This window comes from Ruegeria sp. SAZD011 (assembly GCF_059612545.1).
In genome coordinates this window covers 315,678-328,323 of sequence record NZ_JBXWQU010000014.1, presented here as the reverse complement: position 1 = coordinate 328,323, position 12,646 = coordinate 315,678, and the positions used below count along the sequence as shown (strand labels likewise).

The following is a 12,646-nucleotide window of genomic DNA, read 5'->3' as shown; positions in this document are numbered from 1 at the left end:
TATGGCAAAGTCATGAAATCGGTTGTTTGTGCCACGCACGCGCGCCCCGCACTCTTTGTGGCATAGCGGGGACTGCCCGTCTTCGGTCATCTGGGAGGAAATGACATGTCCGACATCGACAGCCTGGTACGGCAATACAAGGCCGGCGCGCTCAGCCGCCGCGGCTTTTTCAAACGCGCAGGCGCCTTTGGCCTGCTGATGCCTGCGGCAAGCAGTATCCTCACGATGGCTGGCCCGGCACATGCCGAAGAACCCAAGCGCGGCGGCTGGCTGCGGATCGCGCAGGGCAACACCGACAATACGCTGGAACCAGTGCGTATGGTCGACACCGATGACGGCATCTATTCGAACTGCGTGTATCAGCGCCTCACCCGGTTCGCTCCGACACTGGAGGTCGAGGGCGACGCGGCCGAGGAATGGAGCGTGAATGCACAGGCGACCGAGTGGAGTTTCAAGCTGCGCGGCGGGCTGACCTTCCACAACGGTCAGTCGGTGACGGCGGCGGATGTGGTCGAAAGCTTGTCGCGGCACATCGCCGAAGGTTCGGAATCTCCGGCCAAGGCACTGCTTTCCACCGTTACGGCAATCGAGGCGCCGGATGCCTCGACCGTCAAGATCACCCTGTCCTCGGGCAATGCCGACCTGCCGGTAATCATGTCGGACTATCACCTTGCCATTCATCCGGCGGGGCACACCGACTTTGCCAATGCGATCGGGTCCGGTCCGTTCAAGGTGATGGAGTTCATTCCGGGTGAGCGTGTCGTTCTTGAACGCTTTGACAACTACCACGAAGAGGGCAAACCCTATCTCGACGGGATCGACTTCATCCCGGTTCCGGACGCCAATGCGACGCTCAGCACATTGCTGGCCGGTGACGTGGACGCCATCCGCGATGTGCCCGCCTTTGCGGTCGAACAACTGAGCGGCAATGATGCGATCACGCTCTACAACACGCCCACGGGTGGCTTCACCAACATCGTCATGATGGTTGACCGGGCGCCGACGGACAACGCGGATTTCCGCAAGGGGATCAAGCATGCGCTGGATCGCGAACTGATCCTGAACCAGGTGTTCAAGGGCATCGGCACGATTTCGGCCGACACGCCGATCGGACCAACCTACAAGTACTGGTGCGAGGACGTGAAGCCCGCCGAATACGACCTCGACAAGGCCAAGTTCCATTTCGACAAGGCCGGGGTCAACGCTGTCGAACTCTACACCTCGGAGACCGCCGGCAGCACGGCCAATGACATCGCGCTGACCTTCCAGCAATCCGCGAAGGGCGCTGCCGATATCAAGGTCATCAAGACCCCTTCGGACGGGTATTGGTCGAACATCTGGATGCAGAAGCCGATGACCATGTCGGGCTGGCAGGCGCGGCCCACCGTGGACGCCTTTCTGACCATCGCGCACATGAAAGGCGGCAGCTGGAACGAAACCATGTGGGGTTCGGATGCGTTCGACGCCATGATCCTTGCCGCGCGTGCCGAACTGGATGAGGCCAAGCGGGCGCAGATGTATTGCGACATGCTGCACATGATGAATGACGACGGCGGGTTCGTGAACCCTGTGTTCCAGAACCAGCTTGAGGCAACGGCGAAGAACGTCATGGGCTATACGCCGCATTCGGTCGGTGCGATGGGTGGATTTGGCCAGACCTTGCGCAACGTCTGGCTCGCCTGATCCGGATCACTCCCCGTCAGTGACACCAGCAGACTGACCCCTGGCCGCCGGTCGACCCGGACTGGCGGCCGTTTTCTTGCGTCCACCCGAACAACCGGTGCAATCATGTTCTCCATCTCGCCCTCGACCCGCCTGCGGACGTCGCCCTATTACGAGGCCACGCTGGCCGACGGTGTCTGCGCCATGACGACCTATAACCAGATGCTGATGCCGACCTCTTACGGTCATCCCGAAGAAGAGTACTGGCGCATCATCAACGGCGTTTCGATGTGGGATGTGGCGGTGGAACGCCAGGTCCAGCTGAAAGGGCCGGATGCAGGGCGGCTGGCGCAGATACTGGCGCCCAGGGATCTGACGAAATGCAAGGTCGGGCAGGGCAAATATGTGCCATTGTGCAATCACCATGGCGTGCTGATCAACGACCCGATCCTGCTGAAGCTGGACGAGGAACGCTATTGGCTCTCGATTGCCGACAGCAACATCTGGTTCTGGGCCGAGGCGATTGCGCGCGAGCGCGGTCTGGATGTCGAGGTGAGCGAGCCGGACGTGTCGCCGCTTGCGGTGCAGGGACCCAAGGCGGAAACCGTGGTCGCCTCGATCTTTGGCGATTGGGTGCGGGATCTGAAGTATTTCTGGTTCCGCGAGACCGAGGTAGACGGCATTCCGGTCGCGGTGGCCCGGTCCGGCTGGTCGAAACAGGGCGGCTTCGAGATTTATCTGATGGATGGCTCCAAGGGCAGCGCGCTCTGGAATATCGTCAAGGAAGCGGGTCAGCCGTACGGCATCGGGCCGGGGAACCCGAACTGGTGCGAACGGGTCGAAAGCGGCCTGGTCTCCTATGGCGGCGACTCGGACGGGCACACCAACCCGTTCGAGGTGCGGATGGGCAAATATGTCGATCTGCATGTACCCGACGACACCATCGGGATCACTGCGTTGCGGCGCATCGTGGCCGAGGGGCCGAAACGGCACCAACTGGGTGTGGTTCTGGACGATCCCGAACCAGCCAAGGCCGAATTCACCTGGAGCGAAATCGAGAGAAACGGGCAGAAGATCGGCGACCTCACCACCTGCGTCTGGTCTTACCGGATGAAGAAGAACATCGGTTTTGCCCTTGTTTCGGTCACGGCAAAACCCGGTGACCGGGTGCTGGTGCAACGTGGGTCGGGCGCGGTCGAAGGGACCCTTTGCGAGCTGCCTTTCCTCTGACGGCCGCAGCAAGTGCAGCAGGGAACCGCCGCCGCGAACAACGCAAGCGGGGCGGCTCTCCGGGGCGGTCGGGCACTCAGACGGAGATCCCCGCCAAGACCGCCTCTCGCGACAGCTCAGCCTTGCTGCCGCGGGTGATGACTTCTCCGCGCCGCAGCACCAATATCCGGTCGGCAAGTTCATAGGCGAAATCGAAATACTGCTCGACCAGCACGATCGCCATGTCACCCGAGGCTTTGAGATGCCGGATGACCTCTCCGATCTGCTGGATGATGTTGGGCTGGATGCCTTCGGTGGGTTCGTCCAGAAGCAACAGACGTGGTCTGGTGATCAGCGCGCGGGCGATGGCCAGTTGCTGCTGCTGGCCCCCTGAAAGATCACCGCCGCGCCGGTTCTGCATCTGCTTGAGCACCGGGAACAGGTCAAAGATCTCGTCGGGGATGACATGCGCATCCTTGGGCAGACAGGCAAAGCCGGTTTCCAGGTTTTCGCGCACCGTCAGCAGCGGAAAGATCTCGCGCCCCTGCGGCACATAAGCGACGCCTTTCCAGGCCATCCCGTGTGCAGGCAAGATGCCGACTTGCTCGCCATCCAGTTCCAGCGTGCCGCCCGAGCGCGGATGCGTGCCCGAGATCGCCTTCATCAGGCTGGTCTTGCCGACGCCATTGGTGCCCATCACACAAGTCACCTCGCCCTGCCTGGCCTCCATCGAGATACCGTTGAGGATTTGCGAATGCCCGTAGTGCAGGGTCAGATCGGTCAGTTTCAGCATGGTCTAGCGTCCCAGGTAGACGTCGATGACGTCCTGATTGGAGGTCACGTGGTCAAGGCTGCCTTCGGCCAGAACCGACCCTTCGTGCAGTACGGTGACCTTGCAGTTCAGGCGCCGGACAAATTCCATGTCATGTTCGACAACCACAACGGCGCGGGTCCTGGCAGCCTGAACCAGCAGGTCGGTCGTGTGTTCGCGTTCTTGTGGGGACATCCCGGCGGCGGGTTCGTCCACCAGCAGCAGGCGCGGTTCCTGGGCGAGCAGCATGCCGATTTCCAGCCATTGTTTCTGACCGTGGCTCAACTCTCCCGATTTGCGCGTCAGCTCTTGCCGGAGGCCGATTTCGGTCGCCAGATCATCGACCTTTTGCAGATCGGCTGCCGTCGGGCGATAGAAGAGCACGCCCAGCCAGCCGCGCGTGTTCTTCAGCGCCATCAACAGGTTCTCTTGCACGGTCTGGTCTTCGAACACGGTGGGTTTCTGGAACTTGCGTCCGATGCCCATCTGCGCGATCGCGGCCTCGCTCAGGCGCAGCAGCGACACGGATTTCTCGCCCCAGATCACGCGGCCCTCGTCGGGGCGCGTCTTGCCGGTGATGATATCCATGAATGTGGTCTTTCCCGCGCCGTTCGGCCCGATCACGGCGCGCAACTCGGCGTTGCCGATGCGGAACGACAGGTTGTTGATCGCGCGAAATCCGTCGAACGAGACCGAGACGCCGCTCACTTCCAGCAGGGTGCTCATTGCGTTGCCTCCTTTTCCCGCAGGGAACCGGCGTCGGGGCCCAGATTGGCGCCATGGCGATCCGGGTGCCGCCGGTTCGACCAGAGGTCGAAAAGCCCTCCGATACCCTGCGGCGCGAACAGGGTGACCAGCACAAAGGAACCTCCCAGCAGCACCTGCCACCAGTCGACCCATTTGATCGTGTAGAAACCCAGCGGGATATCCGGGGCCTGGCCGCCGGTGAACCAGGTGCTGAGCAGGCTGACAAAGGCCGCCCCGATCACCGCGCCATAAAGACGCCCGCGCCCGCCGATCGCCACCCAGACGGCCAGATAGATCGAGGCGATAGGCGCCATCTCCTCGGGGTTTATGATGCCCGCCTGCGGATAATAGAGCGCGCCCGCGATGGCCGCGAGACAGGCGGTCAGGGTGAACACCGCCAGCTTGTAGACCTCGACCGAGTAGCCCAGAAAGCGGACCCGTGCCTCGTTGTCGCGGATGCCGCGGATCACCGAGCCGAACTTGCCCGCCACGATCCAGGCGGCCAGCAGGTATCCCAGACCCAGCGCCAGCGCCGAGGCCCAGAGGAACCAGATCGACACGATATCCTGCGCGGCGGTGACACCCGGCAGGTTTTGCAGGCCGGACAGGCCGTTATTGCCGCGCAGACCGCTGTCGTTCTGGAACAGGTAAAGCGCCAGTGCCAGCGTCATCGCCTGGGTCAGGATGGACAGGTACACGCCGGTCACGCGGCTGCGAAAGGCCAGCCAGCCAAAGACCAGCGCCAGCAGGCCCGGCACCAGCACCACCAGCACCAGTTGCAGCGCCAGACTGTCGGCAAAGGCCCAGACCAAGGGAAACTCGGATGATCCGACCACGCCGAAGATCTGGCTGCCGATTGCATCGACCACCTCGGATGGGGTGGGCGGGATCTCGGCTTGGGACATTGCATCGACCACGATCAGGCGGGTGCGCTCGTACATCAGCCACATGCCGATCATGTAGCCGCCCAGCCCGAAAAAGGCGAAATGGCCCAGCGACAGGATGCCGGTAAAGCCCCAGACCAGATCCATCGCCACCGCGATCAGGCACAGGCACAGGGTCTTGCCCAGCGTCTTGACGAAACTGGTCGAGATCACGCCGATGCCAAAGCCCTCGGACAGAACGGTGACGACGAGGGTGAACAGCGACAACAGGGCCAGAAAGACCAGCACCGACGGGTTTCTTGCAACAAAGCTGCGGTCCATGGCTCAATCCCCCGCGGCGCGGCCCTTGAGGGCGATGATGCCCCTTGGCCGGAACTGGATGAAAATGATGATGAAAACGATCATGTAGGTCTGGGCGGCGAGGGTATTGGACGGGTTCATCCATTCGATCCCCTTTTGCAGGAAACCGATCATTCCGGCCCCGGCCAGCGCGCCCCAGATGTTGCCGACACCGCCGACAACCACGGTCATGAAGCTTTGCACGATATAGTCGCTGCCCAAATCCGAAGTGACCTTGGCAAAGAGACCGATGGCGACGCCGGCGATCCCGGCAATGCCCGAGCCCAGCCCAAAGGTCAGCATGTTCACCCGGCCGGGGTTGATGCCCATTGATCCTGCCATGCGCGGGTTCTGCGTCACCGCCCGCATTTCAAGGCCGAGCCGGGTGCGTTTCGCGATATAGAGGAACAGCGCCAGAAAGATCAGCGCCAGCGCGAAGATGGCGATGCGGATATAGCTGATCGACACCACATCGTTGAGCACCCATGCCCCATCCAGCCAGCCGGGTGCCGTCAGCGGGCGGGCCTGGGTGCCAAAGATGTTCTTGGCCAGCTGTTGCAGCGCGATCGAGATGCCAAAGGTGGCAAGCAGGGTCTCGAGCGGGCGGGCATAGAGCCAGCGGATCACCAGCCGCTCCATCGCGACGCCGGCGGCAAAGGTGACGGCAAAGGCCATCGGGATCGCGACGATGATCGAGAGCGTGTGATCCGGGATGACCTGTTGCACCACATAGCCGGTATAGGCGCCCATCATGATGAACTCGCCATGGGCCATGTTGATCACTCCCATCACGCCAAAGGTGATGGCCAGACCGATCGCCGCAAGGAAGTAGATCGACGCCAGCGAGACCGCATCCAGCGCCAGGTCGAGCGTCTGGTTCATGCCGACCTTCAGGTCGATCCGGTCCAATGCCTGTTGGGCAGCATCGGTGACAGCCCTTGACGGTTCGACATAGGCATCGAAGAACACATGCCCGGCCACTGCGGCAGCCATATCGGCCTGGGTGACCAGCGCGGGCACCGCGCCGGCACGGGCCAGTGCGGCATAGGCCTGCGCGCGCGCGGCGTCGGTATCGAGTTGCGCGACCGGCACGTCGCCGACGCGCCCGCCAACGATATGTGCCGCCAGGGCATTTCGAATGTCATCCCGCGAAACGCGTGGCGGGGCGAGATCCCTTGCGACGAGCAGGTCATAGGCGTCGACAACGGACAGACCCTCTCGTCCCGGTTCGAGAACGGCGGCGATATTGGCCTCATCCGGCAGCGCGGGCGCCACATGGCGGGACGTGACAAGCAAAGGGTTCAGGGCGGCGCGCAGGTCGAGGCCAAGCCCGGCGGACATGTCGTCGATGGCCTGAACACGGGCGCGCGGGTCGGTGTCGTAGCCGATGGTCAGCAACCGCTCCAGCCGCTGCTTGCGGGCCTTGATCCCGGCATCGGGTTCAGCTGCGATCGACGCGCGCAAGGGGGGCAACAGGGCCGCCTCGGGCGCGCGCTGGATCGAATCGAGCGCAGACAGCCGCTTGCCCCGGTCGGGGTCGGACAGCTGGAACCGCACCAGCGCGGTACCGATCATCGCCCGTATGCCGCTATTGGGTTTCAGCTGTGCCAGTTCGGACGAGGCAAAGCTGCCGACGGTCGCGCCGGTATCGAAATCGGTCAGGACATAAGTGCGCCCCTCACCCTTTCTGCCGGCAAAGAAGAGACCGTCGGATTTGCGCATCCACATGTCCTTGGCGGCCCATGTCTCAAGCATCCGTTGGGCCTGCGGCAAGCCGCTGGCGGCAATCGCGTCAATTGCCGGTCCGATCGTCTTGCGCGAGCTTTCGGCAATCGTCGCCCGATGTTCCTGCAGGATCGTCTGCAATGCGGCCTCTTGCGCCGAGGCCGTCAGGCAGGTGCCCACGAGTGCGAGGCTCGCGAGGAAAAGTCTAAACATGTGGTGAAACCCGGATGTCCTGAGGCAAGGCGGGCGGGGCGCCCGCCTTGCAATTGGGATCAGTAGTTCGACAGGGTCTGAACGCAGGTCTGGGTCTGGGTGTTGTACATGCCGCAGCCCAGATCCTTCCAATCCGATTTCAGGACGGCGGATTCCGGCAGATAGTCGGTCCAGGCGTCGCCCGGCACCACGTCGGTCTCGCTGATGATGTCGAACTGACCGTCCGCCTGGATTTCGCCGATCAGGACCGGCTTGGCCAGATGGTGGTTCGGCAGCATGACCGCGGTGCCGCCGGTCAGGTTCGGGAATTCCTGACCGTACATGGCGGCCCGCACCGCGTCGACCTCGGTCGAGCCCGCTTGTGTCGCGGCGTTCACCCACATGTTGAAACCGATGTAATGCGCCTCCATCGGGTCGTTGGTGACCCGATCCTCGCCCATCGTGGCCTTCCAGGTCTCGACGAATTCGGCATTGGCCTCGGTATCGGCCGACTGGAAATAGTTCCAGGCTGCAAGGTGGCCGACAAGGTTGGTCGTATCCAGACCCGAGAGTTCTTCCTCGCCCACCGAGAAGGCCACGACGGGGATGTCATCCGCCGAAACACCGGCCGCCGCCAGCTCCTTGTAGAACCCGATATTGGCATCCCCGTTGATGGTCGAGATGACGCCCACCTTCTTGCCATCCGCGCCCAGGGCGACCACATCGGCCACGATCTTGGACCAGTCGGAATGGCCGAAAGGCGTGTAATTGACAAAGATATCCTCGTCGGCGATGCCCTTCTGCTTCAGATAGCTTTCGAGGATGTTGTTGGTGGTACGCGGATAGACATAGTCGGTGCCCAGCAGCGCGAATTTCTCGACTCCCAGTTCATCCAGGAAATAATCGGTGGCCGGGATCGCCTGCTGGTTCGGGGCGGCGCCGGTGTAGAACACGTTTTTCGACGATTCCTCGCCCTCGTATTGCACCGGGTAGAACAGCAGCCCGTTCAGCTCTTCGATCACCGGCAGAACTGATTTGCGGCTGACCGAGGTCCAGTTGCCAAAGATCACGTCGACCTCGTGTACAGTCAGCAACTCGCGTGCCTTTTCGGCGAACAGCGGCCAGTCCGAGGCCGGGTCGACCACGACCGCCTCAAGCTGCTTGCCCAGCAGCCCGCCCTTGGCGTTCTGCTGGTCGATCAGCATCAGCATCGTGTCCTTCAGGGTGGTCTCAGAAATCGCCATGGTGCCCGACAGCGAATGCAGCACGCCCACCTTGATCGTGTCTTCGGCCGCAAGCGTGGCGGTGGCCATGGCGGCAAATACGACCGAACCGGCGAGTGTGGATTTGAAAGATGTCATATGATCCTCCTGGCGGGGCCGGGAGAGAGGGCTTGCGTCACGGCGTGCTCTTCTACTACCTGATCCCCGCAACTGTTGTTGCGTTCCGTGTGGCGGTTGTGTCCGAGGTCCAATTCGCGCAGCCGTCACACACCCTTCGGAATGTCTCTCCGCTGTGGGCATTCATACGATTTCTGCAATGCAGCAATTTGCGCAACCGGCCTGTTCAGCATTTCCACATTTCGGCTGTATCTGCCCGTTTTTTGATCTGTGGGTCGGACTGCTGCCTAAAAGATGATCAGGGGCGAGGGAATCGGGCCGGCTGGCCGCATGGTGGAATAGTGCTCTGACGCTGCAGCGGCGAAACAGGTGGTGCGAAACAGCCCGTTGAAGGTGCCCCATTACCCACCTTGCTCCCATATCGCCCGACAAGGCACAGGCGGCCCCGCGCGCCAAGGGTGCGATTCGGCTGTGCACCAAGCCTTTGGGCGACAGGTCTGTTCTGGACCACCTGCATCAGGCGGGGTCGTTCAAATGCCTGTTTCCCCGCCCGGCGGGCCGGGGATTGGACGCGGTCCTGCTGAACACCGCGGGTGGCATTACCGGGGGGGACAGGTTCCGGTTCACCGGCGCGGCCGCCTCGGGTACGACGCTGACCCTGACTTCGCAGGCATGCGAACGCATCTACAAGGCGCAACCCGATAGCTGGGGGCAGGTCGCTACAAGCCTGACGATCGAACCCGGCGCAAGACTGAACTGGCTGCCGCAAGAGACCATCCTGTTCAACCGCAGCGCGCTGGATCGTCGTCTGCGCATCGACATGGCGCCGGATGCAACCCTGCTGATGGTCGAGCCATTGGTATTTGGCCGTGCCGCGATGGGAGAGACCCTGACCGATATCCGCCTGCGCGACCGGGTCGAGATCCGGCGCGGCGCGGCGCCGGTCTTTCTGGATGCGATGCGGTTCTCTGACGATCTGCATGCCCATCTCGCCAGGCCGCACATCGCCAATGGCGCCGGGGCAATGGCGCTGGTCGTTCTGGCCGCGCCAACCGCCGAGGTGCGGTTGACCCCGGTCCGCGCGCTGCTGCCCGACACAGCCGGTGCCAGTTTGATCAAGCCGGACCTGCTGGTGATCCGGATGCTCGCTGAAAACAGCTTTACCCTCAGGCGCGATCTGCTGCCGGTTCTGCGCCTGCTCAATGACGACACCTTACCCCGATGCTGGATGCTCTGACATGAACCTGACACCGCGTGAGAAAGACAAGCTATTGGTCGCCATGGCCGCCGAGGTTGCCCGCAGGCGGCTGGCGCGGGGCGTCAAGCTGAATCACCCCGAGGCGATTGCCCTGATCACCGAGGCGGTTGTCGAGGGCGCCCGCGACGGCCGTTCGGTCGCCGAGATGATGCAGGCCGGGGCCGAGGTCGTCACCCGCGACCAATGCATGCAAGGCGTGCCCGAGATGATCCACGACGTTCAGGTCGAGGCCACCTTTCCGGACGGAACCAAGCTGGTCACCGTCCACAACCCCATCCGCTGATCTGACAAGGAGTTTCCAATGACCCGCATGCTGTTTGCCGCGCTCGTGTTCGCAAGCCCCGCCATGGCCCATACCGATACCCATATACACGCTCATGGAACCGATCATGCGAGCCTGGGCGTGGGGCTGGCGTTGATCGCCCTTATCGTCATTGCCCTGTTGTCGCGGTTGCCCAGATGATCCCGGGAGAGCTGTTCCCGGCAGAGGGGCTGATCCTTTTGAACGCGGATGCCATGGCGACCACACTGATGGTGTCGAACACCGGCGACCGGCCCGTCCAGGTCGGGTCACACTATCATTTCGCCGAAGCCAACCCCGCCTTGCAGTTCGACCGCGCAGCCGCGCTCGGGATGCGGCTGGACATCGCACCGGGCACCGCCGTGCGCTTTGAGCCGGGGCAGAGCCGTGAGGTCTCGCTGATCCCGATCGGCGGGGCACGCAATATCTACGGGTTCAACCAACAGGTCATGGGGCCTCTCTGATGCCGGCACAGATAAAGCGCAGCGACTATGCCGCAATGTTCGGCCCCACCACCGGCGACAAGCTTCGGTTGGCTGATACCGATCTGATCATCGAGGTAGAGCGGGACCTGACTGTTCATGGAGAAGAGGTCAAGTTCGGCGGTGGCAAGGTCATCCGCGACGGCATGGGTCAGTCGCAGGCCACCCGTGCGGCGGGCGCGGTGGACACGGTGATCACCAACGCGCTGATCGTCGATTACGCGGGCATCACCAAGGCCGATATCGGCCTCAAAGACGGGCGCATTCACAAGATTGGCAAGGCCGGGAACCCGGATACTCAGCCCGGCGTCGACATCATCATCGGACCGGGCACCGAGATCATCGCCGGCGAAGGGCGGATCCTGACCGCGGGCGGCTTCGACAGTCATATCCACTTCATCTGCCCGCAACAGATCGAGGACGCGCTGCATTCGGGCCTGACCACCATGCTGGGCGGCGGCACCGGGCCGGCCCATGGCACGCTGGCCACCACCTGCACGCCCGGCCCCTGGCATATCGGGCGGATGTTGCAGGCCGCCGATGCCTTTCCGATGAACCTTGCCTTTGCGGGCAAGGGCAATGCCGCGCTGCCCGCCGCGCTGGAGGAACAGGTGCTGGCCGGGGCCTGCGCCCTGAAATTGCACGAAGACTGGGGTACGACACCAGCGACGATCGACTGTTGCCTGTCGGTGGCGGACGCGATGGACGTGCAGGTGATGATCCACACCGATACGCTCAACGAGAGCGGTTTCGTGGAACAGACGGTCAAGGCCATGAAGGGCCGGACGATCCATGCCTTTCACACCGAGGGTGCAGGCGGCGGCCATGCCCCCGACATCATTCGGATTTGCGGCGAGGACCATGTTCTGCCCTCCTCGACCAACCCCACGCGCCCCTTTACCGTGAACACGGTCGAGGAACATCTCGACATGCTGATGGTGTGCCACCATCTCGACAAGTCGATCCCCGAGGACGTGGCTTTCGCCGAAAGCCGCATCCGGCGCGAGACCATCGCGGCCGAGGACATTCTGCACGACATGGGCGCGTTTTCCATCATCGCCAGCGACAGTCAGGCGATGGGCCGGGTGGGTGAGGTGCTGATCCGCACCTGGCAGACCGCCGACAAGATGAAGAAACAGCGCGGCAGGCTCGCCGAGGAAAGTGGTGATAACGACAATTTCCGGGTTCGCCGTTACATCGCGAAATACACGATCAACCCGGCTATCGCCCACGGCATCGCGCATGAGATCGGCAGTATCGAGGAAGGCAAACGCGCCGATCTCGTCCTGTGGGATCCGGCTTTCTTCGGGGTGAAACCGGAAATGGTGCTGCTGGGCGGCACCATCGTCTGTGCCCAGATGGGGGATCCCAACGCCTCGATCCCGACGCCGCAGCCGGTCTATTCCCGGCCGATGTGGGGCGCTTATGGCCGCTCGGTCGAGCACTCGGCCGTGATCTTCGTCTCCGATGCCGCGCAGGTCGATGGCGTACGCGCAAGGCTGGGGCTGGCGAAACAGACGGTTGCCGTGCGCAACACCCGCGCGATCGGCAAGCGCGACCTGCTGCTGAACAACGCGACCCCCCGGATCGAGGTCGATCCGGAAACCTACGAGGTTCGCGCTGATGGCGTGTTGCTGACCTGCCAACCTGCCGTGGTGCTGCCGATGGCGCAGCGCTATTTCCTGTTCTGAGCCCG

General features: G+C 62.9%; 12 protein-coding genes. 7 read left to right on the top strand and 5 right to left on the bottom strand.

Annotated elements, in window-relative coordinates:
* Positions 1–105 precede the first annotated feature (105 nt).
* Both AC2FLM_RS04810 and AC2FLM_RS04805 read left to right on the top strand, forming a co-directional pair.
* Positions 106–1,683, top strand: coding sequence for an ABC transporter substrate-binding protein (locus AC2FLM_RS04810; RefSeq protein ID WP_496856167.1), 1,578 nt, complete (start codon positions 106–108; stop codon positions 1,681–1,683).
* A 105-nt stretch (positions 1,684–1,788) separates the two neighbouring features.
* Complete coding sequence (locus AC2FLM_RS04805) at positions 1,789–2,892, top strand: glycine cleavage T C-terminal barrel domain-containing protein (RefSeq protein WP_496856165.1); 1,104 nt, start codon at positions 1,789–1,791, stop codon at positions 2,890–2,892.
* A gap of 76 nt (positions 2,893–2,968) precedes the next feature.
* On the opposite strand, the gene urtE is transcribed toward AC2FLM_RS04805, so the two are convergent.
* The 5 genes from urtE to urtA are packed head-to-tail and all read right to left on the bottom strand — an operon-like array spanning position 2,969 to position 8,930.
* Positions 2,969–3,664 carry an urea ABC transporter ATP-binding subunit UrtE gene (gene urtE, locus AC2FLM_RS04800; RefSeq protein ID WP_496856163.1) on the bottom strand — a complete coding sequence of 232 codons (696 nt, stop codon included), beginning with the start codon at positions 3,662–3,664 and terminating at the stop codon, positions 2,969–2,971.
* A 3-nt stretch (positions 3,665–3,667) separates the two neighbouring features.
* Entirely contained in the window at positions 3,668–4,408 is a 741-nt protein-coding gene (gene urtD / locus AC2FLM_RS04795) for an urea ABC transporter ATP-binding protein UrtD (RefSeq protein WP_496856161.1), read from the bottom strand.
* On the bottom strand, positions 4,405–5,634 hold the full coding sequence (gene urtC, locus AC2FLM_RS04790; RefSeq protein ID WP_234177902.1) for an urea ABC transporter permease subunit UrtC: 1,230 nt from the start codon (positions 5,632–5,634) through the stop codon (positions 4,405–4,407). Before urtC ends, urtD begins: the two co-directional genes overlap by 4 nt.
* Positions 5,635–5,637: 3 nt before the next feature.
* Positions 5,638–7,590 carry an urea ABC transporter permease subunit UrtB gene (urtB, locus tag AC2FLM_RS04785; protein WP_496856158.1) on the bottom strand — a complete coding sequence of 651 codons (1,953 nt, stop codon included), beginning with the start codon at positions 7,588–7,590 and terminating at the stop codon, positions 5,638–5,640.
* 59 nt (positions 7,591–7,649) lie between these two features.
* Complete coding sequence (gene urtA, locus AC2FLM_RS04780) at positions 7,650–8,930, bottom strand: urea ABC transporter substrate-binding protein (RefSeq protein WP_234137654.1); 1,281 nt, start codon at positions 8,928–8,930, stop codon at positions 7,650–7,652.
* Between the two features lie 379 nt (positions 8,931–9,309).
* Here urtA and AC2FLM_RS04775 point away from each other — a divergent pair, with 379 nt between their 5' ends.
* The 5 genes from AC2FLM_RS04775 to ureC are packed head-to-tail and all read left to right on the top strand — an operon-like array spanning position 9,310 to position 12,641.
* Positions 9,310–10,146, top strand: coding sequence for an urease accessory protein UreD (locus tag AC2FLM_RS04775; protein WP_496856327.1), 837 nt, complete (start codon positions 9,310–9,312; stop codon positions 10,144–10,146).
* Position 10,147: 1 nt separating this feature from the next.
* Positions 10,148–10,450, top strand: a complete 303-nt coding sequence (locus AC2FLM_RS04770) for an urease subunit gamma (RefSeq protein ID WP_234137656.1) — start codon at positions 10,148–10,150, stop codon at positions 10,448–10,450.
* An 18-nt stretch (positions 10,451–10,468) separates the two neighbouring features.
* Entirely contained in the window at positions 10,469–10,630 is a 162-nt protein-coding gene (locus AC2FLM_RS04765) for a hypothetical protein (protein ID WP_234217032.1), read from the top strand.
* Entirely contained in the window at positions 10,627–10,932 is a 306-nt protein-coding gene (locus AC2FLM_RS04760; protein WP_496856155.1) for an urease subunit beta, read from the top strand. The genes AC2FLM_RS04765 and AC2FLM_RS04760 overlap by 4 nt, the downstream gene beginning before the upstream one ends.
* The gene (gene ureC, locus AC2FLM_RS04755) at positions 10,932–12,641 is read left to right on the top strand and encodes an urease subunit alpha (RefSeq protein ID WP_496856153.1); all 1,710 of its coding nucleotides are present in this window, start codon (positions 10,932–10,934) and stop codon (positions 12,639–12,641) included. Before AC2FLM_RS04760 ends, ureC begins: the two co-directional genes overlap by 1 nt.
* Positions 12,642–12,646: the final 5 nt, after the last annotated feature.

Bases quoted from the DNA above. Each gene is read 5' to 3' on its own strand.
- AC2FLM_RS04760 (WP_496856155.1), top strand. From the start codon at position 10,627: ATGATCCCGGGAGAGCTGTTCCCGGCAGAGGGGCTGATCCTTTTGAAC.
- ureC (WP_496856153.1), top strand. From the start codon at position 10,932: ATGCCGGCACAGATAAAGCGCAGCGACTATGCCGCAATGTTCGGCCCC.
- AC2FLM_RS04765 (WP_234217032.1), top strand. From the start codon at position 10,469: ATGACCCGCATGCTGTTTGCCGCGCTCGTGTTCGCAAGCCCCGCCATG.
- AC2FLM_RS04770 (WP_234137656.1), top strand. From the start codon at position 10,148: ATGAACCTGACACCGCGTGAGAAAGACAAGCTATTGGTCGCCATGGCC.
- urtD (WP_496856161.1), bottom strand. From the start codon at position 4,408: ATGAGCACCCTGCTGGAAGTGAGCGGCGTCTCGGTCTCGTTCGACGGA.
- urtE (WP_496856163.1), bottom strand. From the start codon at position 3,664: ATGCTGAAACTGACCGATCTGACCCTGCACTACGGGCATTCGCAAATC.
- urtA (WP_234137654.1), bottom strand. From the start codon at position 8,930: ATGACATCTTTCAAATCCACACTCGCCGGTTCGGTCGTATTTGCCGCC.
- AC2FLM_RS04810 (WP_496856167.1), top strand. From the start codon at position 106: ATGTCCGACATCGACAGCCTGGTACGGCAATACAAGGCCGGCGCGCTC.
- AC2FLM_RS04805 (WP_496856165.1), top strand. From the start codon at position 1,789: ATGTTCTCCATCTCGCCCTCGACCCGCCTGCGGACGTCGCCCTATTAC.
- urtB (WP_496856158.1), bottom strand. From the start codon at position 7,590: ATGTTTAGACTTTTCCTCGCGAGCCTCGCACTCGTGGGCACCTGCCTG.
- urtC (WP_234177902.1), bottom strand. From the start codon at position 5,634: ATGGACCGCAGCTTTGTTGCAAGAAACCCGTCGGTGCTGGTCTTTCTG.